General features: G+C 45.9%; 17 protein-coding genes. 15 read left to right on the top strand and 2 right to left on the bottom strand.

Features of this window, described 5'->3' with window-relative positions:
- Positions 1-66 precede the first annotated feature (66 nt).
- Positions 67-1,263 (bottom strand): helix-turn-helix domain-containing protein, encoded by a 1,197-nt coding sequence (locus tag HGO97_RS16750; protein WP_216243971.1) that lies wholly within the window; start codon positions 1,261-1,263, stop codon positions 67-69.
- A gap of 212 nt (positions 1,264-1,475) precedes the next feature.
- Between HGO97_RS16750 and HGO97_RS16745 the strand changes: the two genes are divergently transcribed.
- From HGO97_RS16745 to HGO97_RS16690, 12 genes are all read left to right on the top strand, one after another.
- A complete protein-coding gene (locus HGO97_RS16745; protein WP_216243968.1) occupies positions 1,476-3,761 on the top strand; it encodes a glycoside hydrolase family 3 C-terminal domain-containing protein in 2,286 nt (761 codons plus the stop codon).
- A 109-nt stretch (positions 3,762-3,870) separates the two neighbouring features.
- Positions 3,871-4,500: a cytidylate kinase-like family protein gene (locus HGO97_RS16740; RefSeq protein WP_216243966.1), complete on the top strand. Its 630-nt coding sequence runs from the start codon at positions 3,871-3,873 to the stop codon at positions 4,498-4,500.
- 224 nt (positions 4,501-4,724) lie between these two features.
- Positions 4,725-6,095 carry an MATE family efflux transporter gene (locus tag HGO97_RS16735; protein ID WP_246597519.1) on the top strand — a complete coding sequence of 457 codons (1,371 nt, stop codon included), beginning with the start codon at positions 4,725-4,727 and terminating at the stop codon, positions 6,093-6,095.
- A gap of 87 nt (positions 6,096-6,182) precedes the next feature.
- Positions 6,183-7,388: an MFS transporter gene (locus HGO97_RS16730; RefSeq protein ID WP_216243961.1), complete on the top strand. Its 1,206-nt coding sequence runs from the start codon at positions 6,183-6,185 to the stop codon at positions 7,386-7,388.
- A gap of 308 nt (positions 7,389-7,696) precedes the next feature.
- Positions 7,697-8,179 (top strand): MarR family winged helix-turn-helix transcriptional regulator, encoded by a 483-nt coding sequence (locus tag HGO97_RS16725; RefSeq protein WP_246597517.1) that lies wholly within the window; start codon positions 7,697-7,699, stop codon positions 8,177-8,179.
- A gap of 62 nt (positions 8,180-8,241) precedes the next feature.
- Complete coding sequence (locus HGO97_RS16720) at positions 8,242-10,689, top strand: ABC transporter ATP-binding protein (RefSeq protein ID WP_216243959.1); 2,448 nt, start codon at positions 8,242-8,244, stop codon at positions 10,687-10,689.
- Entirely contained in the window at positions 10,682-12,535 is a 1,854-nt protein-coding gene (locus HGO97_RS16715) for an ABC transporter ATP-binding protein (protein ID WP_216243957.1), read from the top strand. The genes HGO97_RS16720 and HGO97_RS16715 overlap by 8 nt, the downstream gene beginning before the upstream one ends.
- Positions 12,536-12,998: 463 nt before the next feature.
- Complete coding sequence (locus HGO97_RS16710; RefSeq protein WP_216243955.1) at positions 12,999-13,658, top strand: response regulator transcription factor; 660 nt, start codon at positions 12,999-13,001, stop codon at positions 13,656-13,658.
- A 3-nt stretch (positions 13,659-13,661) separates the two neighbouring features.
- Positions 13,662-15,248, top strand: coding sequence for a sensor histidine kinase (locus HGO97_RS16705; RefSeq protein WP_216243953.1), 1,587 nt, complete (start codon positions 13,662-13,664; stop codon positions 15,246-15,248).
- An 89-nt stretch (positions 15,249-15,337) separates the two neighbouring features.
- On the top strand, positions 15,338-16,231 hold the full coding sequence (locus tag HGO97_RS16700; protein ID WP_216243951.1) for an ATP-binding cassette domain-containing protein: 894 nt from the start codon (positions 15,338-15,340) through the stop codon (positions 16,229-16,231).
- Complete coding sequence (locus HGO97_RS16695) at positions 16,224-17,000, top strand: ABC transporter permease (protein WP_216243949.1); 777 nt, start codon at positions 16,224-16,226, stop codon at positions 16,998-17,000. Before HGO97_RS16700 ends, HGO97_RS16695 begins: the two co-directional genes overlap by 8 nt.
- Positions 17,001-17,077: 77 nt before the next feature.
- Complete coding sequence (locus tag HGO97_RS16690; protein ID WP_216244040.1) at positions 17,078-18,409, top strand: alanine/glycine:cation symporter family protein; 1,332 nt, start codon at positions 17,078-17,080, stop codon at positions 18,407-18,409.
- Between the two features lie 77 nt (positions 18,410-18,486).
- Here the strand turns inward: HGO97_RS16690 and HGO97_RS16685 are convergent, their stop codons facing one another.
- A complete protein-coding gene (locus HGO97_RS16685) occupies positions 18,487-19,440 on the bottom strand; it encodes a helix-turn-helix transcriptional regulator (RefSeq protein WP_216243947.1) in 954 nt (317 codons plus the stop codon).
- A gap of 189 nt (positions 19,441-19,629) precedes the next feature.
- Between HGO97_RS16685 and moaC the strand changes: the two genes are divergently transcribed.
- From moaC to HGO97_RS16670, 3 genes are all read left to right on the top strand, one after another.
- On the top strand, positions 19,630-20,136 hold the full coding sequence (gene moaC / locus HGO97_RS16680; RefSeq protein WP_216243944.1) for a cyclic pyranopterin monophosphate synthase MoaC: 507 nt from the start codon (positions 19,630-19,632) through the stop codon (positions 20,134-20,136).
- Positions 20,096-20,611, top strand: a complete 516-nt coding sequence (gene mog / locus HGO97_RS16675; RefSeq protein WP_216243943.1) for a molybdopterin adenylyltransferase — start codon at positions 20,096-20,098, stop codon at positions 20,609-20,611. The genes moaC and mog overlap by 41 nt, the downstream gene beginning before the upstream one ends.
- 400 nt (positions 20,612-21,011) lie before the next feature.
- Positions 21,012-21,878, top strand: a complete 867-nt coding sequence (locus tag HGO97_RS16670) for a DMT family transporter (RefSeq protein WP_246597515.1) — start codon at positions 21,012-21,014, stop codon at positions 21,876-21,878.
- Positions 21,879-21,910 lie beyond the last annotated feature (32 nt).

The raw sequence follows: 21,910 nt of genomic DNA, 5'->3' as shown, positions 1-21,910 counted from the left end.
AAGGGGGAATCAAGATGCGTGCAATGGGAATTCTTCAGCAGAACATCCGGTATCTGTAACATGGTATTATTTGATGGTCTGATTCCGATACTGCATCGGTGTCAGGCCATATTTTTTCTTAAATACATTTTGAAAATAAGCCTGGCTGGAGAAGCAGAGGTAACTGCTGATCTCACTCAGTGATTGATCAGAGTATGTAAGCAGGCTTTTTGCTTCTTCCAGCTTACACCGCATGATAAAGCTGCTGATATCGAAGCCCAGCTCTTTCTTGAACTTCTGGCTGATGTAGGTCTTGCTTTTTCCGGCAAAGGCGGCCACGTCATCCACCCGGATCAGTTCATTTGTATGTTGGGAAATGAACTGGATGCAGTCGGAGATTTCCTTGGACATTCCGTGGGGAAGCTTGTTTTTTGCGACCCGTTCTGTAAAGTCAAAGATCATGGTGCGCTGCAGAGTCGCAAGTGCCTTTACACTCTGCATCTTTTCCCCTTCGTTAATATATACGTCACTGAGCTGATAGGCCTGTTCGATATCCATGCCGCCCGCTATGGCGGCCCGTGTGGTGAGCGTCGTGCAGGCTATCATCAGATTTTTTACGTTGCGCAGAAGCGTATCGCCTATTTTTCCCATAATCAATCGGTGCTCTACAGAATCCATCAGCTTTTTCAGACGAATCGTTTCCCCATTTTTTACACATTCCAGATACTGCTGCTCAAAGGAATAGGTATTGTGGAAAAGCTGTTCCTCCTTTGCATCATGAATCTGGCTGGAGTGAATCGTGGAAATCTCTTCCAATGACGGCGTATCATCCAGATGAAAATGACGGGCAAGATCCACAGTCTGATTGTTTAGAGAGAGGTGGAGGAAAGCCAGTGTCTGGGTAAACTGATTGAACGAAATCCGTGGTGTATTGTTCAGAAAGCTTGTGATGCCGTCTTTAAATTCCATGGAAATACCGCATTCCTTCATGAACATGCGGATTGAAGACTCTGTGACCGGAACACTAAAGACGGGGCCGATGATCAGAAATTCATCACTGCCTTCGATGCTGATCTGGCCAAAATAGCAGAAGGACTCCATAAGGTAATAATCTGGATTTTTATGAAACGTAAGCATATATGGCAGTGTAGAGGTGATATTGAGGATACTGTTCTGATATTCGGGATAGGAATACAGTACGGTACCGGGGGTACGGCAAACATTTACCGGGATAAAGGTAGATGTGTAGAACAGACGGCAAAATTCCTGCAGGTTTTCGATCATTGGAAGGCCTCCTTATGTAATGTTTTCCATGCCATAATCAGGCATGAACTCTGAATGATTAATTTTACAATAATATGATTAAAATTACAATACTATGAATGACGCATATGATAATTTATAAGATATCAGGGGCAAAAGGTCATGCGGTTCATGCCTGTATGAAAAAGCATCCCGGTAAGGGCGGCCCAAATAGTAGAAAAGGAGTTAATTAGATGGAAAAGCAGAAATTAAAAGAATTGATTGCACAGATGACTTTAGAAGAAAAAGCAGGATTATGTTCCGGCGCAGATTTCTGGCATACAAAAGCAGTAGAGCGTCTTGGAATCCCGGCAGTAATGGTGAGCGACGGACCTCACGGGCTTCGCAAGCAGAATGAGGCGGCGGATCATTTGGGAGTCAATGACAGTATCAGGGCAGTGTGTTTCCCGGCAGGCTGTGCCACCGCGTCCAGTTTTAGCAGAGAAGCAGTAGAATTGTTGGGAGAAGCTATCGGGGAAGAATGTCAGGCAGAAGGTGTCAGCACCGTATTAGGACCAGCCATGAATATCAAGCGTTCTCCTTTGTGTGGAAGGAACTTCGAGTACTATTCTGAAGATCCTTTCTTATCTACAGAGATTGCAGGGGCACTTGTGCATGGTGTGCAGAGCAAACATGTAGGCACAAGTCCGAAGCATTTTATGGCAAATAACCAGGAATATCACCGCATGACCAGCTCCTCCGAGATGGATGAGAGAACCATGCGCGAGATCTACCTCGCTTCCTTTGAGGGAATGGTGAAGAAAGAAAAGCCATGGACTATCATGAATTCCTATAACAAATTGAATGGAACCTATCTCTGTGAAAATAAGGAAATGCTCACAGATATCCTTCGGGATGAATGGGGATTTGATGGATATGTGATGACGGACTGGGGCGCAATGAATGACCGTGTGGCCGCACTGAAGGCGGGATGTGAGCTTGAGATGCCGGCATCCTCTGGAATCACAGATGCCGAGATCGTGGCCGCTGTTCAGGATGGAACACTTGATGAGGATATATTGGATCAGGCCTGTGAGCGAATACTGAATATTGTATACAGATTCGAAGAGAACCGTGACAAAGAGGCAGTGTTTGATCTTGAGAAGGATCACGAGACCGCAAGAAAAATCGAAGAGGAATGTATTGTACTCCTGAAAAATGAAGGTTCCATCCTTCCATTAAAGAAAGAGGCGAAGGCGGCCTTCATTGGAAAATATGCCGAGGCACCAAGATATCAGGGAGGAGGAAGTTCCCATATCAATAGCTTTAAGGTAGAATCCGCTCTGGATGCAGTCCGTGCATGGAAAACAGAGAATGTATCCTACGCAAAGGGATTTGATGATACTAAGGATGAGACAGATGAGGCTCTGTTCAAGGAGGCTGTTGAGGCAGCAAAAAATGCGGATACAGCCGTTATTTTCGCCGGACTGCCGGACAGCTTCGAATCCGAGGGATATGACCGGAAGCACATGGGATTGCCAGGATGTCAGAACCGTCTGATCGAGGCTGTGGCAGAGGTTCAGCCGAATACAGTAGTAGTCCTTCATAACGGTTCTCCGGTAGAAATGCCGTGGATCGGCCAGGTCAAAGCGGTCGTGGAGGCTTACCTCGGCGGACAGGCTGTGGGCGGTGCCGTAGTCAATGTTCTCTATGGAAATGTAAATCCGAGTGGAAGACTTGCAGAGACTTTTCCACTGCGTTTGGAAGACACACCGTGTTATCTGACTTACGGCGGAGAGCATGACAAATCTGTATACTCAGAAGGTGTTTTTGTGGGATACCGTTATTACGCTTCCAAGGATATGAAGGTCCTATTCCCATTCGGATATGGTCTGTCCTATACGACATTCGAGTACAGCAATCTGGTTCTGGACCAGAAGGAGATTAAAGAGAGCACAGCATTAAAGGTCTCTGTTGATGTGACCAATACAGGGACGTGTGCCGGAAAGGAAGTAGTACAGCTTTACGTATCTGCAAAGGAAAGCGCGATGAAGCGTCCAGTCAGAGAACTGCGCGGCTTTGATAAGGTGGAATTAAATCCGGGAGAAACAAAGACAGTCACATTTACACTGGATAAGCGTGCCTTTGCCTACTGGAGCGTGGAAATTCATGACTGGCATGTGGAGAGTGGTGCATATGAGATTCAGATCGGAAAATCTGCACAGGAGATCGTCCTGACTAAGCTTGTTCAGGTGGAGTCTGAGACTGTGATTCCGAAGGTATACAGCATTAATTCTACAATGGGTGAGATTCTGGCAGATCCAAAGGGAAAGGCAATCATGGAACAGGCTATGGGATCGATTACCGGAGGCGGCCCGGCCCAGGAAATGTCAGCCGAGGCCCAGGATGGAAGCGGGGCAATCAGTAATGAGATGATGGCGGCAATGATGGAAGGAATGCCATTGCGTCAGATTTTGAGCTTTGTACCGGGAGTGAAGAAGGAGATGTTAGAGCAGTTGATTCAGGCATTGAATTCATAAATAAAATATCTGTAAATTTGCAAATAAGCTTGTTAAAGTCTGACAAAAAACGTATAATAAAGGTGTACAAAGAGGCGTGGTGAAGGATAGAAGGAAGGAGTTGTTAGTTATGTCAAAGAATGTAATGATAACGATTGGCCGTCAGTTCGGCAGCGGTGGACGTGAAGTAGGTTCAAGACTTGCAAAAAGCCTGGGACTGCCGTTATATGACAAAAACCTGGTTGAGATGGCAGCGAAGAAGCTGGATATCAGTGAAGAAACGGCAGAAGAAGTTGATGAGACAACTCTGAGCAGATTCCTGTCTTCCTACACTTATACTCCGGCAACGGTAGTACCTTATGTCGGCAATGTGGAGTACATGGAGCCGATCAACGACAAGATGTTCTATACACAGTCAGCAATCATCCGGGAACTGGCGAAAAAGGGGCCTGCTGTATTTATCGGAAGATGCGCAGATTATGCATTAAAGGATCATGCAGAATGCCTGAATGTTTATATCTGTGCGGATAAGGAAGACAGAATTAAGAGGATTGCAGGGATTTATGATCTGACAGAGAAGAAGGCGGCTGATAAGATCAAAAAGGTGGACCGGGAACGGCGTTACTATTACGAGACTTACACAGGAAAGGACTGGGGAGATGTTACATCCCATGATATTATCCTTAATGTGAGCAGGCTTGGAATGGAGCGGACGATCAAAGATCTGGAGATGATCTATCGGGGAATGACAGAAGAATAGTCTGAAAAGATGCTGCGATTTACTTCGAATGCAAGAGTGATAACACAAGGTGCGGTCCCATAATCGGGGCCGCATTTTTTATGGTGGCAAAGACGAATGACAAAGCGAAAACCACAAATTCAGACATTTACACAGTAGACAATTCGCCTGTTTATGGGGTAAAATAGTACACAGTGCATACAGATAGATAAGGGAAAAAGAGAGGGTTATACATGTTAACAGGGATGAAAAAATTATTTGCCCCGGTAGATATGACAGAAGGAAGTCCGGGAAAACGAATTGTGGCATTTACGATTCCGATGCTGATCGGCAATATTGCCCAGCAATTATATAATACGGTGGACAGTATCATTGTGGGACGGTTCGTCGGGGATAATGCACTGGCGGCGGTCGGCAGTGCGGGACCGATTCTGAATCTTTTGCTCGTACTGTTTGTCGGGATATCCGTCGGGGTGGGAATCATGGTTTCCCAATATTTCGGTGCAAAACAGAGAGAGGAGCTGTCCAAGACAATTGGCTGTTGTATTACTCTGACTATTATCACGACTATCCTGGTCATGGCAATCACGCCTTTTGTGACTATGCCGCTTCTGCGGCTTTTGAATACTCCGGATACGATCATCGGATGGTGTAATTCTTATCTGATGATTTTGTTCATGGGAATCATTGGATGTGCCTTTTATAATATTTTGGGAGGAATCTTGAGAGGACACGGGGATTCCGTGTCGGCACTTTTGTATCTGTTGGTGGCGACCGTCATTAATATTGTGCTGGATTATATTTTTGTAGCAAAATTCGGTCTTGGTGTTGCCGGAGTCGCGCTGGCGACTGTCATTGCGCAGATGGTATCTGCAGTACTGTCTTTCTTAAAGCTGTGCCGGATGAAAGATGTTTTTGATATGAGGAAAAAATATCTGGTTCCTGAAAAGAAGTATATGTGGGACCTGATACGGTTAGGTCTCCCGTCAGGTGTGACGCAGGCCATCTTTTCCTTGTCCATGATCGTGGTCCAGTCATTGACCAACAGTTTTGGAGAAATGTTCATTGCGGCCAATGTCATCGTCATGCGTGTGGATGGATTTGCCATGATGCCGGCATTTTCCTTTGGAACAGCCATGACGACTTATGCAGGACAGAATGTGGGGGCACGGAAAATGGACCGGGTGATCAAAGGAGCCAAGCAGGGAACTGGAATTGCCGTTGCGACTTCCACAGTCATCACGATACTGATCTTGCTCTTTGGAAAATATCTGATGGCCATCTTTACGTCTACCCCGGAGCTGGTAGATCTAAGCTTTACGATGATGAAGATCTTAGCGGTCGGCTATATTGCAATGGAAGTGACCCAGTGTCTGTCCGGTGTGATGAGAGGGGCCGGAGATACGGTGACTCCGATGTGGATTTCCATGGTGACCACAGTTGTGATTCGTGTGCCTTTGGCATATGGGCTTGCATATCTGACCAGATCGCCTAAAAATCCGAATGGAAACAGTGCATGTATCTTTATCTCCCTTTTGATTTCCTGGGTGCTGGGAGCAGGAATTACATTTCTCTGTTACCGCGCAGGGCGTTGGAAGAAAAAAGCATTGGACTAGGCTTGACAGACGAGATACAAAAATAAGATTTACAGAAAGGAAAAACGGTCAGGACGCAGGATATCCTGACCGTCATTTTATGACAAGATGAAATCATACAAACATACAATTTATGCCTGTTATGTGGGCTTTATCACACAGGCAATCGTAAATAACTTAGGCCCTCTTTTATTTTTGACATTCCAAACACAGTTTTCTATCTCCGTTGAGAAAATAGGATTTCTGATTACTTTGAATTTTGGAATTCAGTTGATCGTAGATCTGCTGGCGGCGAAATATGTGGATAAGATCGGGTATCGTCTCAGCATGGTATTTGCACATTTTATGGCTGCTGCAGGACTTGTGGGAATGGGAATCTTCCCGTTCCTCTTTCCGTCCCCATATCTGGGGCTGATGGCAGCGATATTCTTCAACGCAATCGGAGGAGGACTGTTGGAGGTCCTGGCAAGTCCAATCGTGGAGGCAGCTCCGACTGGGGAAAAGGAGAAGGCCATGAGTCTTCTACATTCATTCTATTGCTTTGGCCATGTGGGGGTCGTAATTCTCTCGACGATTGGATTCCATCTGGTCGGTATGGAGAATTGGCGGTATCTTCCTATTATATGGGCAATTGTCCCATTTTTGAATGCTTTTGCCTTTATGAAGGTCCCGATTCGCGTATTAGTAGAGGAGGATGACCGGATTCCGGTACGAAAGCTTCTGACGATGAGAGTCTTCTGGCTTTTTGTTGTTCTGATGTTATGCGCTGGGGCCTCTGAACAGGCCATGTCCCAGTGGGCCTCTTTCTTTGCGGAGAGCAGCCTGCATGTTTCAAAGACAATGGGCGATCTTTTAGGACCATGTTCCTTTGCAATTTTGATGGGAGTATCCCGGGTCTTCTATGGAAAATGCGGGGAACGGATCAAACTTGAGAAGTTCATGTATATGAGCAGTATGCTGTGTATTGTCAGCTATCTGCTGGCAGTATTTGCTCCAATTCCAACCGTCAGCCTGCTTGGATGTGCCTTATGCGGTCTTTCGGTAGGAATCATGTGGCCCGGTACTTTCAGTATAGCGGCCCGTGAATGTACCCAGGGAGGGACGGCCCTGTTTGCATTTCTGGCCCTGGCAGGAGATGCGGGATGTATGTCCGGCCCTGGTCTGGTCGGAATTGTGGCCGACCATGTTGGAAAATGGGGATTAAAAGGAGGTCTGCTTGCAGCAATCATATTCCCGATCTGTATTGGAGCAGTCTTCTTATTTAAGACAAATAAGAAACAAGAGATAGATAAAGATATCGTTGAAGAACTATAAATTTATATGCAAACAGAGCCGTTTTTGGATGGCATTTAAATCTCATCAAAAAAGGAGAGAAGCAGATTTTGAACAGCCGCTTAGCCTTTTTGAGAAGCCAGTTTTAGTCCAAAATGTCGGCTCTGTTTTTGAATCATTAGCTATTTAATTATTTTTTGGACGAAATTATTAAAAAACTGTGAAATCTGACACTTTATATTGACTTTTTTATATAATACTACTAATATAATCGTTAGGTATCTAACTAATTTTAAGATACTGAAGAAGTAGGCAGAGCGGATTTCGAATATCCGTTTCGACAGGAACATATGGATGTACGCGAAGTACAGAGGAAAGGAGCGTTAAGGATGAATTGTGACATGGGGCAGATTCCGACAGTCGGCATTATGGGACAGATCATGCACTTGAGTATGAAGAAGGCAACACAGTTGTTCGAGAAGTTCAATCTAAAACCGGGCCAGGCGGGAATCCTGTTTATGCTGGACCATGCAGGGGAGCTTTCTCAAAGGGAGATGGCGAAGCACCTGAATGTGACGCCGCCGTCCATTACTGCCGCGATCCAGAAGATGGAGAAGGAAGGCTATATCAGGCGCAGGCCGGATGAGAAGGACCAGAGGATCATGAGGCTGAGCATTACTGAGAAGGGGGAAGCCTGCTTAAAGGATATCAAAGATGTAGCAATGAAGATGGATGCAGGGATGTTTAAAGGGATGAGTCAGGAGGAAAAACTATTATTGAGGCGCCTTCTGCTCCAGATGCGGGATAATCTCTCGGAAATGCCTGTAACATAACCGCATTTATAGCAGGATTAGACACAGCAAAAGATTAGACTAAAAGGAAAGGATAGGGATTTATGAAGAAATTATTCAAGTATATGGGAATGTACTGGAAAGCAATGATTGCAATTCTGGCAGTTCTCATTGTGCAGGCGTATTGTGACCTGTCACTGCCGGCGTATACTTCTGACATTGTCAACGTCGGAATCCAGCAGGGCGGTATCAACGAATCTATACCGGATGCGATTGCGCAGAAGGATATGGACAAACTGCTTTTATTTGTAAATGCAGATGAAACCAAGACAGTGAAGTCCGCCTACGAATTAAAGAAGAAGGATACAGGCTTTGATTATGACGGGGCCGTATATGTTCTGAAAGAAAAAGTAAAAGAGGATGAAAAGAAGAGCGAAAAAGTGTCTAAGATTCTTGGCAAACCGATGCTTTTCGTTTCCGGCATAGAATCAGGGAGTGATACGACCAAGAAGATGGAAGATTCTATGAGAGAGAATATGAAGTCCTCGATTCAGAAGGCAGCAGATGAACAGAAGAAAGCTGCCGCACAGCAGGTGGAGGATGCCGCTGCTGCTCAGATGTCGGATGAGATGAAAGCCGCAATAGCTGCAAATCCGCAGATGGCTGCCCAGATGCAGGCACAACAGGACCAGGCGGTACAGCAGGTCGAAGAAGAGATTCAGAAGAAGATTGATGAGCAGCTAAAGAAAATCGATGATGCAGATATCTTCGAATTGTTCGGGATGATTCCAGAGGAACAGCGCGTCGAGGTCATTGATAAGATGAGCGAACAGATGGATGATATGCCTGAGACGATGGTGGAGCAGGCAGCGACCGTTTACATCAAAAGCGCATACAGCAATCTGAAGATGGATACAGACCACATCCAGAACTCCTATATTCTGTCCACCGGAGGCAAGATGCTGGCGCTGGCATTTTTAGGAATGATAGCCAGTGTTCTGGTAGGCTTCATTGCTTCCCGTGTGGGTGCGTCAGCAGGACGTGACTTGAGAGGGCAGGTGTTCAGAAAGGTTGTAGGATTCTCCAATAATGAATTCGACCACTTCTCAACGGCTTCCCTGATTACGAGAAGTACGAACGATATCCAGCAGATTCAGATGCTGATCGTCATGCTGCTGCGTATGGTACTGTATGCTCCGATTATGGCAATAGGTGGAATCTACAAGGTATTCCACACCAACGTATCCATGTCCTGGATCATCGGTCTGGCAGTATTACTGATCGGCCTTGTCATCCTGGTGCTCTTTACCGTGGCGATGCCGAAGTTCAAGATTTTGCAGAAATTAGTTGATAAATTGAACCTGGTAACAAGAGAGATTCTGACCGGTCTGTCTGTTATCCGCGCTTTTAGTACAGAGAAGCATGAGGAAGAGCGTTTTGATATGGCCAACCGGGATCTGACAAGGACCAACTTATTTGTTAACCGTGCCATGACCTTTATGATGCCTGTTATGATGGTGATCATGAATGGAATCTCCGTACTGATTGTCTGGACAGGTGCACATGGAATCAGCGATGGTCAGATGCAGGTCGGTGATATGATGGCATTTATCCAGTATACGATGCAGATTATCTTCAGCTTCCTGATGCTGTGCATGATTTCCATTATGCTTCCGAGAGCGGCTGTGTCTGCAGACCGTGTGGATGAAGTCTTAAAGAGTGAGACAATGATCCATGATCCAAAGGAGCCAAAAGCGTTTCCAGAAAAGATAAATGGAGTCCTGAAATTCGACCATGTTTCCTTCCGTTATCCGGGAGCGAGCGAGGATGTACTGCATGATATTACATTCGAGGCGCGGCCGGGTGAGACGACGGCAATCATCGGAAGTACCGGAAGTGGTAAGTCTACGTTGGTGAATCTGATTCCGAGATTCTATGATGTGACCGAGGGTGAGATTACTCTGGACGGCATGGATATCCGTGATATCAGACAGCATGAGCTCAGAGCGAAGCTCGGATATGTTCCGCAGAAGGGCGTGCTCTTCTCAGGAGACATTGCTTCTAATATTATGTTCGGTAATCCAGACGGCTCCGATGAGGAGATGATCGAGGCTGCAAGGATTGCACAGGCGACAGAATTTATTGATGAGAAGCCGAGCAAATATGAGAGCAGCATTTCACAGGGAGGTTCCAATGTTTCCGGCGGTCAGAAACAGAGACTGTCAATTGCGAGGGCGATTGCGAATCATCCAGATATCTTTATCTTTGATGACAGCTTTTCTGCATTGGATTACAAGACCGATGTGACACTTCGCCGGGCTTTGAAGGAAAATACAGCGGACAGTACAGTGGTGATCGTTGCACAACGTATCAGTACGATTTTACATGCAGAACAGATCATCGTTCTGGATGATGGCCAGGTGGCAGGAATTGGTACACATAAGGAACTGCTCAAGAACTGTGAGGTCTATCAGCAGATAGCAGCATCACAGCTGTCAGAAGAAGAATTAAAAGCAGATATGGAAGGAAAGGAGGAGAACAGCCATGAGTAGAGGTCCAAGAAGAGGTATGGGCGGCCACGGCCCGATGAGGGGAATGGCACCCGGCGAAAAGCCAAAGGATTTAAAGGGCACACTAAAGAAGCTGCTCGGTTATATGAAAGCATATAAGATTCAGCTGTTTTTCGTCCTTATTTTTGCAATCGGTGGTACGATTTTCAATATTGTAGGACCGAAGATACTTGGAAAAGCGACGACAGAGATTTTTAACGGTCTTGTGAGCAAGGTCTCTGGTGGAGACGGAATGAACTTTACGAAGATCGGAAAGATTCTTTTGTTTACTCTGGGACTGTATGTGGTAAGTGCGTTGTTCTCATTTGTACAGGGCTTTATCATGACCGGTATTTCTCAGAAGATGACATATCGGCTGAGGAAAGAGATTTCCCAGAAGATCAATCGCATGCCGATGAATTATTTTGACACTAAGACACATGGTGAGGTGCTTTCCCGTGTGACCAACGATATCGATACGTTGGGACAGAGCCTGAACCAGAGTGCAACTCAGATGATCACCTCCGTCACAACGCTGATTGGTGTCCTTGTGATGATGCTCTCCATCAGTCCATTGATGACTGTGGTAGCACTTTTGATCCTGCCGGTTTCTGTAGGATTGATTTCCATCATCATGAAGCGCTCCCAGAAGTACTTCCGTGGACAGCAGGAATACCTGGGCCACGTGAACGGACAGGTGGAAGAGGTCTATGGCGGACACAATATCGTGAAAGCATTTAATAAAGAAAAGGATGTAATCACAGAGTTTAACGAAATGAATAACAAGCTGTACGAATCTGCATGGAAATCTCAGTTTATTTCCGGTATGATGATGCCGATCATGCAGTTCGTCGGTAACCTGGGATATGTTGCAGTTGCCATTCTGGGAGGATATTTGACGATCAAGAATGCAATTGAGGTCGGAGATATTCAGTCCTTTATCCAGTATGTGCGTAACTTTACCCAGCCGATCCAGCAGATCGCGCAGGTGGCAAATATGCTCCAGTCCACGGCAGCGGCATCTGAGCGTGTCTTCGAATTCCTCGAAGAAGAGGAAGAGGATCAGACTGTGCCGAATCCGGTATCTGTAGAAGGACTGCAGGGAAATGTGGAATTCGACCATGTACACTTTGGATATAATCCAGAGAAGATCATTATCAATGATTTCTCTGCTAAGGTAAAAGAGGGACAGAAGATTGCCATTGTAGGACCGACAGGAGCCGGTAAGACGACCATGATCAAGCTGCTGATGCGTTTCTACGACGTGAATTCGGGAGCAATCCTGATCGATGGACACGATGTCAAGGACTTCAACAGAAGTGAATTAAGACAGATGTTCGGCATGGTGCTCCAGGATACCTGGCTGTTCCACGGAAGTATTAAGGATAATATCCGCTATGGAAAGCTGGATGCGACGGATGAGGAAGTCATCGAGGCAGCAAAGGCGGCACGTGTGCACAGATTCGTGCAGACGCTTCCGGGCGGCTATGATATGGAACTGAACGAGGAGGCAAGTAACGTCTCCCAGGGACAGAAGCAGTTGCTTACGATTGCGAGAGCGATCCTGGCTGATCCGAAGATTCTGATTCTGGACGAGGCGACAAGTTCCGTTGATACAAGAACAGAGATTCAGATTCAGAAGGCGATGGACACCCTGATGAAGGGAAGGACCAGTTTCGTTATTGCACACAGACTTTCGACTATTCGGGATGCAGATATGATTCTGGTCATGAAGGATGGAGATATCGTCGAGATGGGCAACCATGATGAACTGATTGAGAAGAATGGGTTCTATGCAGAACTTTATAACTCACAGTTCGAGAAGACAACCGCATCGATTTCAGCGTAAGATGCAGACAGAAACACCGTGGCCCAGAGAAAAATAAATTTCTCTGGGGCATGGTGTTTTTTGAATTTTTGGTGAGTTGATAAATAGGTTCAGAGTGATTATAATATATTTAACAAGACAGCCGGAGGGTGAATGCACCTCACCCGCCCCGGTGAAAGATTTTACGAAATAGCCGTTTACTTTCTCATCACAGGGTGATATGTACCCTCTTTACTGGACAAAACCAGTGAGGAGGGTATTTTTTATGCTTGTCATAAATGTTTTTTACAAGAGTGATGATTACAATAATCATTAGTACACAAGAATGTTTTTAGATAGATTCAAATTGAGGAGTATTAGTATCCTATCGTACCTGTGAACAGTTACATACTACCAGCACAAATTAGAAAACACAGATAAATTCATCCGAAATTCATATGCCTCTGGTATAATGTACACATAATACCGGGAGGTCTTTTTTATTATGAGGAAACGAATCTTATTTTTAGAGGATGAGCCAGTGATCCAGGAGGTTCTGGCAGAATATATGAAGATGCAGGATTACGAGGTCTTTCTGGTCTCGGACGGGGAGAAAGCCATAGAGGCGCTGGAGAAGAGTGTGTTTGACATGGCGGTGCTGGACATCATGGTTCCAAAAATCAGCGGTCTGGAGGTATTGAGCTTTATCAGAAAGCGCTTTCCTGATATGGCAGTGATCATGCTGACGGCCCTGGGAGATGAACAGACACAGGTACAGGCGTTTAACGAGTATGCCGATGATTATGTGGTGAAGCCTGTGTCGCCGATTATTCTGCTGAAGCGGATGGAAACGATTTTCAGAAGGGTCAGACCCCTTGAGACGGTACAGAAGGGACTCTGGATTGACCGTGAAGGATATCAGGCTTATTTCAACGGGACAGCCCTGGAACTGACCTTGAGTGAGTTTCTTCTGCTGGAGACGCTGTACGAAGAGCCGCGGCGGGTCTTCACGCGGGAACAGTTGATTCTTCGGATTTTTAACGAGGATTATATCGGAAATGACAGGATCATCGATGCGCATGTAAAGAATCTGCGAAAAAAGCTGCCGGGAAATTTTATCAAGACGGTAATCGGAGTCGGATATCAGTTCAGACAGGAGGGATAAAGGATGAAGCTTTCGAAAAAGACGTTTCTTTACAGTATTGGAATTTCTGTGCTTCTGATTGGGCTGATTGTGATTTATTTCGTGACGATGCTGCCGTCCCTTTATGTGGATTATATGAAAAAGGAGAACCTAAAGTCGGTCGTGGAGGTGGAGAAGGGATATATGAAGAACCACAGCTACGAGGGACTAAAGGTGCAGAATCCGACCGGATCGGCGACTCTGGAGATCCCCATGTCCGGGAATGTGCTGTATGTGGCGGGAATGGGATTTCATGCTGATATCACAGTGAAGGATGAGAATCTTGTGCAGTTCATTGGGCAGGTGCGGGAATGCTTTCAGGATATAAAGGATATGGATAAGGAGGATTTTGAAGTAATTGACTGGAATCTTCTGAAAGATGGCATCAGTCAGGGGGAAGTATTGAATCAGCAGTCCCCGATCGATATGAAAGTGGAAGTAAATCAGGATGCGGAGGTGTTTCGGAAAGACGGGACCGGGAAAACGCATGTGGTGGGAGATGATATCTTTGTGTTTGAGGGAGGCGTCTCTGATGAGTCCAATCAGTATACCACATATATTGCGATGGGAAAAAGTGCCGATTCTCTCGTGATTTCTTTTCTTCCGGTCATGACACCGCAGATGAAAGAAATCAAGCCGATTGTTCTGGGGAGTGTTCCGATGATTGCGGCGGTACTCTTTCTGATCGTGATGATCTGTTCCCAGTATTTTTCCAGGAAAATCGTGAATCCGGTGATCCGGCTGGCACACTATGCCCAGGAGGTCAGGACTGCCGGGAATCTGGAGGTCACCCCATTTGAAATCCGGGAGAAGGATGAAATCGGAGAGCTGGGGCGGTCTCTGAACGAACTTTATACAAGAATCCGGGAAAATTATGAGGAGCTTGAGAAAAAGAATGAGCTTCTCAGGAAGGAGAATAAACGACAGGAGGTCTTCCTGCGTGCCTCCTCTCATCAGCTCAAGACGCCTGTCACGGCGGCGCTTCTGCTCGTGGATGGGATGATACAGGAGGTGGGAAAGTATCAGGATACAAAGACCTATCTGCCCCAGGTAAAGGCACAGTTGCAGTCCATGAGGAGGATTGTTGAGGATATCCTGTATCTGAATCACTGTACGGAGCATCTGCAGATGGAACCGGTGGATATGGAGCTTTTGATGGATGATGTGATTTCTTCTTATGCAGTACAGGTAGAGGCAAAGCAATTAAGCAGCGAGAAAAAGACTGTGCCATGCAAGCTGGTGAGTGACCGGGAACTATTAAAGAAGATACTGGATAATCTGGTTTCCAATGCAGTCTCCTATACACCGCCCGGAGGCAGGATTTTTTTAGAGGTATGTGAGGATCGTGTGAGGATTCTGAATGAAGGTGCACATATCGAGGAGGAAATGTTGCCCCATGTGTATGAGCCGTTTGTCAGTGGAAATACCAGGGAAAAGGGGAAGGGGCTCGGGCTGTACGTGTCTGCTTATTACTGTGAAGTGCTGGGATATCAGCTTCACATAGAAAATGTGCAGATGGATGTGAAGGAGGATACATCAGAAGGAGTTCTTACGATACTTCGTTTTCACTAGGAAGATTCAATAGGGTCACACGGTATCTTCATATGAAATTCATATGAGAGCGTTAGAATGGAGACATCAAAGATGAGAGGAGAACAGGGATGTTAGTGGAGATTAGAAATCTGCAGGTGTTCTATGGAAAATTCCAGGCACTTGAAATCGACCGCCCGATCAGGATCAATGAGGGAGAACGGATCGGCATCATCGGCTCCAACGGGGCGGGAAAGACGACGCTGGTGAAGACTCTGCTGGGACTTACTACCTATAAAGGAAGGGTCGAGACGAGGTTAAAGCCGCAGGATATGGCAGCACATCTTCAATTTAATCATTATGTATCTACGATGTCAGTCCGGCATGTCCTGGAGACGATTTTGGATACCAGTATTAAGACGAATCAGAGATTAAGGGAGCTGATCGAATATTTTGAATTTGAAGAGTGCCTGAAAAAGCGATACAAGTCCCTTTCGGGAGGACAGAAGCAGAGGCTGACGATCATCATGGTGATGATGCAGGATGCACCTCTTACCTTTTATGATGAGGTGACCTCAGGACTGGATTTTGAGACAAGGCAGCGTCTGATGGAAAAGCTGCTGCAGTGGTATGAAGGGAAAAGCAACACACTCTGTATCGTGTCACACTATTATGAGGAGTTGGAGCTTCTGGCGGATCATCTTCTGATTCTGGATCAGGGCAGGGTGATCGATTATGGCAGGAAGCAGGAACTGTTTCAAAAATACTGTGGTGAATCAATCATTACCCTGGATGCGAATGCGGAAAACGAAAGACTGACGGCTTCTTACCGAAAGCTTGCGGCGCCGGCACACCTGATTGCGCTTGCATGCAGGGAACAGGCGGAGGAAGAGGAACTGGCAGGCTTGTTGATTCGAAATAATATAAATTTTAAACGCAGCAGCAGTGATATTGAAATCATGTCTGTGAATGCCAAGGCTGCTTATGCGAAGGAACATGAAAGCGGGGTGTCTGTAAATGACTGAGAAACGATGCGGCAGAAGGTTGATTGTATATGAAATCAGAAATGTACTGGGAAATCCGTTTATCTATATGTTTGGAATTGTGTTTCCTGTGCTGATGTTCTTTCTTATTATCAAGACGGTTCAGGCTGATGTGCCGGAATCAGCTATTTCACAGGCTAATACGGCTGTTTTTATTACTATGACCCTGATGATCCCCATGGCGGTTGTTCTGCTTGGATATTCCTCCAATTATTCTCAGGAGCTGGAAAAGGAGATTCCGCTTCGGATGAAGCTGTTTGGTTATCCGGAAAAGTCGGTGCTGCTGGCGAAGATCATCGCACAGTTCGTAGTGATGGCAGCCGGACTTGTAATCTATACAGCGGTGGCATATGCTTCTGTGGAAATGGAGACGCCCCGGGTGAGTTCGGCATTGTGCCTGATTCTCTGTTTGTTCCTTTTGAGTGGAATTTATTTTGCACTGGCTCACGGTGTAGCAACAATTTTCAAGAAATTTGGAGCCGCCTATGTCGTGATGATGACGGTTTTCTTTGGCAGTATGATTCTGTGCGGAATGATGGGAATTAAGGTGGACCAGCTTCCTACATTTGCACAGAAAATGGCGGCGCTTCTGCCGATGAGCTATATCAGCAGTGATTTTATTGATTTCTGGACAGAGGGCAGTTATAATTTTGCCCCGCTGATACAGTCTTTCCTGTTCACGGGCGCGGTGTCCGGTATTGTTCTACTGATTGCAGTGAGGAGGGAATATAGGAAGATTACATCTGTCTGAAAAGTCAGCCTGGATAGATGGCTAAAATGAAAACTCCGGTCATATATATAGAAGAAAAGCAGATTGCGGAGTATGGCATGGAAACGATTGCGCAGATTATGAAGTCAATATATGGGTACCTGTGGGGGATGCCGATGCTGGTGGTCCTTCTGGGTACCCATTTATATTTTACGTTCCGTCTTGGAGTGATTCAGAGAAAGATACCGAAGGGAATCCGGCTTAGTTTTTCGAAAACAGAGGAAAGCAATGAGGGGATTTCGCCCTTCTCTGCACTGGCAACTGCACTTGCGGCGACCATAGGCACGGGAAATATCATTGGAATCAGTGCGGCCATCGCAATTGGGGGACCAGGCGCAGTGTTCTGGTGTTGGGTGACGGGAGTGTTTGGAATTGCCACCTGTTATGCAGAATGTTTTCTGGCAGTAAAATACCGGGTGCAAAAGCCGGACGGCTCTTTCCTGGGTGGTCCTATGTATGTGATGGAGAAGGCGCTTCATCAGAAGAGTGCGGCAGTGATCTTTGCTCTCAGCACGATCCTTGCCTCTCTTGGGATGGGCAGCAGCGTTCAGTCTCATTCCATCTGTGCGGCAGTTACGGCGAATTACCGGATCTCACCACAGATCATTGGAGCAGTGGCCGCAGTACTGGCAGGAATTGTGATCCTGGGAGGGGCAAGACAGATATCCAGGGTATGTACATATCTGGTTCCATTTATGAGTGTTTTCTATATGGGAGGCTGTCTTCTACTTTTGTGGATCAACAGAGACTTTTTGGGAGAGACACTAGCGGTAATCGTACGGTCCGCCTTTTCGTCCAAATCTGTGGCGGGTGGAATCGCAGGAACGGCAGTAATGACCGGAATGCGAACGGGAATCTCGAAAGGATTGTTCACGAATGAGGCTGGACTGGGCTCTATCCCGATGACAGCAGCCTCGGCCCGGACCAGTTCTCCGGTAAAGCAGGGAATCATCTCCATGACGGGGCCGTTCTGGGATACAGTCGTGATGTGTGCAATTACCGGGATTGCGATTGTCAGTAGTATGCTGAGGACTCCGGCGGCCTATCAGGGGGTAGCGGACGATCAACTGTGTTTTCTGGCCTTTGCCGGGCTTCCCGTGGATGGAAGCTTTATGCTGTCGGTCTCGCTTGTTCTGTTCGCTTTTGCGACCATCATCGGATGGAGCTACTATGGAGAATGTGCGGTACAGTATCTCTGGGGAAAACAAAAGATCCTGGCATACAGGGTCCTCTATATTATGGCGGTTTATCTGGGAGCTGTGATGTCGCTGGATGTTGTGTGGACGGTGTCGGATCTGTTCAATTCCTTTATGGCAATCCCCAACATCCTGTGTATCTGGATGTTGAGGAAAGTGATTATAGGTGAGACGCGCATGTCACTGAACAGATAGTCACAGATTGCTTTTGATAGGAAATGTATGAGTATCGACGGACCTAACTGCTAATATCTGCTACAATCGGAGGAAACTTAGGAGATTCCTACAGCCGGAACTGCAAGTCTTGCACCTGTGGCGGCCTCCGCGCCGAAGTTGAAGCTGGGGGCCAGATCATAGGCAAAACGGTAGCCATACTGCTCGGGACGGTATTTTTCGATGGCAGCATAGGTGCTTTCAATTGCGGCACAGAAATCGTTCTCATCCTCATAGGGCTCGCTCTGGAAATAGAGCATGATACACTCTTCAAGTTCTGCAGTTCGGTAGCCTTCTGGGAGCGGATTTTCAAAAGATAACGGCACCTCCACACCGACTGCGGTCTTGGAAAAACCCTCTGGAACAAGTGCGGATGGAAGCTCGATCAAAGCAGCAGATTCGTACTTTTCCGGGATGCTGTTCATAAGTCCCTCCCAGTCACACCCCATTTCTTCACAGTAAGAAAAATAGTCATCAGCATTTTTAGCTGGGAGATAGATCAGCTTTCTCCTTGGTCTTTCTTTTGCGGTAATCATACATAAGTTCATGTTCTGGTTCATTTCCTGATCCTCCTTATTTTGTACATAGTCAAGCAGGGCATAATAGTGTCCGATTGGATACTGCGTAAACAGCGGAAGAGGAATCTGCGTCTTCCGATATTGGGAAGGTGTCACATGAAATTTCCGGTAAAACGAACGGGTAAACCCCTCGTGAGTCTGGAAATGACAGTTCAGTGCAACATCCAGGACACTCGCATCACTCTCGATCAGTTCATTAGCACTTTGAGTCAGGTAGACGGAGTTGATATAATCTTTAAGCGGCTGTCCCAGAAAAAACTGAAACATCCGGTCTACATGCCGCCTGGAATAGCCAGCCTCGACACATACCCTCTCCACACTGAAATCCTCATCTTGGAAATGGAGCCGGATATAATTCTGAATATTGTGTACTGCCTCAATGGTATCCCTGTTCGGGAGCTTGGCAAAACGTTTGTTGGTCTTTTCATTTTCCATATATTATGTACCTGCCTTGTATCGTAATCATACTAGAATTTATAATTTAACTTCTTGACCTTTTTGGACAAACAAATAGGTTTTTAATATTATAGCAAATGTCAGTTCCAAATGCTAACAACTTGATTTACAGCCTATTTTGAGTGTGATAAAATGATAGATATGGATTACGACAGGGAGGAAGTTTATATGGGTTTAACACATTTCGATGAGAATGGAAAGGCATTTATGGTAGATGTGACGGAAAAGGGGGAGACGATCCGTGAGGCGACAGCAACCGGTAAGATCGTAGTGAACCAGGAGGTCTATGAGGCAATCTGTGCAGGTGTAGTAGGCAAAGGAGATGTGCTGGGGGTTGCAACGACAGCGGGAATTATGGGCGCGAAGCGGACATCGGAATTGATTCCCATGTGTCATATCCTGCCGATTACGAATTGTAAAGTAACATTTAAGATGCTGCCAGAAGAATATGCAGTGCAGTGCTGGTGCACGGTAAAGGTGACAGGAAAGACCGGAGTGGAGATGGAAGCGCTGACGGGAGTCAGTACGGCATTACTTACGGTGTATGATATGTGCAAGGCATTGGACAAGTCCATGGAGATCAAAGAAATTTATTTATGCCGAAAGACTGGCGGAAAGAGTGGAGAATATTATCATGAAAAGAAGATGGAAGACAGCAGTCATTACATTAAGTGATAAAGGATATGCAGGAGAAAGGGAAGATAAGAGCGGACCGTTGATCCAGGAGATGATAGAAGAAGAGGGGTATGAAGTAGTTGAGATGATCTTACTTCCAGATGAGCAGAAGATGATTGAGGAAAAGTTGATTCAGCTCTGCGATGAGGCGAAGATGGACCTGATTCTGACGACAGGGGGGACTGGCTTCTCGCCGAGGGACTGCACACCGGAGGCGACACTTGCGGTGGCAGAGAAGAATGCTCCTGGAATTGCAGAAGCGATGCGTTATGCGTCACTGCAGATTACGCCGCGTGCAATGTTAAGCAGGGGGGCTTCTGTGATACGCAAGGAGACATTGATCGTGAATCTTCCGGGAAGTCCTAAAGCTGTGAAGGAAAATCTGGAATACATACTGGCTTCCCTTCCCCATGGCCTGGAGATTATGAAAGGGTTGACCGGGGAATGTGGTAATGAGGTAAAAAAGAAGTCATAATGGGAAAAGTATGAAGGTAAAAATAAAAAATATGATAAAAAAGAGTATACTCTGTAAAAATAGGGCAGATTGCTAAAAAAGAAAAGAATGAAATAGAAACTTTAAAGTGACAAAATAAATTTAAAAGTGATAAATATACGATATTTATTCAAAAAGAAAATTATTAGTTTCTAAAGAAATTAAAAAGAAAATTAAGAAGTATAAAGATTGCAAATGTATTAAAAAAATTGCGTTTGTTATTAAAGCATTATATTAAAGAATACTTTAAAAGATAAGGATATTTAAAATGAAGAGGTGGTTTGCTGGTCTGTGGGTATGGTATCAGATTAGAATCTGCCTCTTTAGAAACATGGGGTTTTTAATAATGACACAAGATAGGAAATTAAGGATAAAAGGCTGCATGTACGCTTTTTTGGCGGGCGTACTTTGGGGCGTGACAAGCCCGGCAGCTCAGTTTTTATTTGAAAAGAAGGGAATTGTCTCCGAATGGCTGGTTCCGTATCGTCTGATTTCAGCCGGAGTGCTGCTCCTGATTTATGCGAAGGTAAAGGGGCAGGATATCATCAGCGTGTGGAAGGATAAAAATGACGGAATCCGTTTGGTTCTGTTTGGAATCCTTGGGATGATGGGGATGCAGTTCACATTTTTTTCTGCGGTTCAAGAGATGAATGCAGGTACTGCCACGATTTTTCAGTATCTGAATCCAGCGATCCTGATTCTGTTTTTTGCGATTGTTCATCGGATATTGCCAAGCAAAAAAGAAGTATTATCCGTCTGCGCTGCAGCGGCAGGAATTGCAATTGTTGCGACACATGGAGATTTTTCTACGCTGACGATTTCGACCAAAGGGCTGGTCTTAGGAATGATGGTAGCTGTGACGACCTGTTTCTATGGAGTTCTGCCGGCACCTCTTTTAAAGCGGTTCTCTGCTGAGGCAGTGAGCGCGTGGGGGATGATTGCAGGAGGAATCGTGCTGATGATAGCTGTCAGACCGTGGCGCATTTCTGCTGTGATAGACTGGCAGGTAGCAGCGGCCTTTCTTATGATTATTACAGTAGGAACGATTCTTCCGTTCTGCTTCTACCTGACATCGGTGAAATATACAGGCTCTGTATATGCAGGGCTGTTCTCCAGTGTAGAGCCCGTTGCGGCCACCGCAGTTGCTGCTGTCGCACTGGGAACAGAGTTCATGAAGATGGATATCCTGGGCTTTGCATTAGTGCTTTCTACTCTGTTTATACTGGCAATCCCAGAGAAAGTACGCTAAAATCAAAAGAAGACGGTTCATTGCCGGGGACA

Source organism: Faecalicatena faecalis, assembly GCF_012524165.2.
Classification (GTDB): Bacteria; Bacillota; Clostridia; order Lachnospirales; family Lachnospiraceae; genus Faecalicatena_A; species Faecalicatena_A faecalis.
Note: the sequence above shows the minus strand (reverse complement) of the source record. Positions and strands in the feature narration are given on the sequence as shown.

Bases quoted from the DNA above. Each gene is read 5' to 3' on its own strand.
- HGO97_RS16750 (WP_216243971.1), bottom strand. From the start codon at position 1,263: ATGATCGAAAACCTGCAGGAATTTTGCCGTCTGTTCTACACATCTACC.
- HGO97_RS16745 (WP_216243968.1), top strand. From the start codon at position 1,476: ATGGAAAAGCAGAAATTAAAAGAATTGATTGCACAGATGACTTTAGAA.
- HGO97_RS16740 (WP_216243966.1), top strand. From the start codon at position 3,871: ATGTCAAAGAATGTAATGATAACGATTGGCCGTCAGTTCGGCAGCGGT.
- HGO97_RS16735 (WP_246597519.1), top strand. From the start codon at position 4,725: ATGAAAAAATTATTTGCCCCGGTAGATATGACAGAAGGAAGTCCGGGA.
- HGO97_RS16730 (WP_216243961.1), top strand. From the start codon at position 6,183: ATGAAATCATACAAACATACAATTTATGCCTGTTATGTGGGCTTTATC.
- HGO97_RS16725 (WP_246597517.1), top strand. From the start codon at position 7,697: ATGGATGTACGCGAAGTACAGAGGAAAGGAGCGTTAAGGATGAATTGT.
- HGO97_RS16720 (WP_216243959.1), top strand. From the start codon at position 8,242: ATGAAGAAATTATTCAAGTATATGGGAATGTACTGGAAAGCAATGATT.
- HGO97_RS16715 (WP_216243957.1), top strand. From the start codon at position 10,682: ATGAGTAGAGGTCCAAGAAGAGGTATGGGCGGCCACGGCCCGATGAGG.
- HGO97_RS16710 (WP_216243955.1), top strand. From the start codon at position 12,999: ATGAGGAAACGAATCTTATTTTTAGAGGATGAGCCAGTGATCCAGGAG.
- HGO97_RS16705 (WP_216243953.1), top strand. From the start codon at position 13,662: ATGAAGCTTTCGAAAAAGACGTTTCTTTACAGTATTGGAATTTCTGTG.
- HGO97_RS16700 (WP_216243951.1), top strand. From the start codon at position 15,338: ATGTTAGTGGAGATTAGAAATCTGCAGGTGTTCTATGGAAAATTCCAG.
- HGO97_RS16695 (WP_216243949.1), top strand. From the start codon at position 16,224: ATGACTGAGAAACGATGCGGCAGAAGGTTGATTGTATATGAAATCAGA.
- HGO97_RS16690 (WP_216244040.1), top strand. From the start codon at position 17,078: ATGGAAACGATTGCGCAGATTATGAAGTCAATATATGGGTACCTGTGG.
- HGO97_RS16685 (WP_216243947.1), bottom strand. From the start codon at position 19,440: ATGGAAAATGAAAAGACCAACAAACGTTTTGCCAAGCTCCCGAACAGG.
- moaC (WP_216243944.1), top strand. From the start codon at position 19,630: ATGGGTTTAACACATTTCGATGAGAATGGAAAGGCATTTATGGTAGAT.
- mog (WP_216243943.1), top strand. From the start codon at position 20,096: ATGAAAAGAAGATGGAAGACAGCAGTCATTACATTAAGTGATAAAGGA.
- HGO97_RS16670 (WP_246597515.1), top strand. From the start codon at position 21,012: ATGTACGCTTTTTTGGCGGGCGTACTTTGGGGCGTGACAAGCCCGGCA.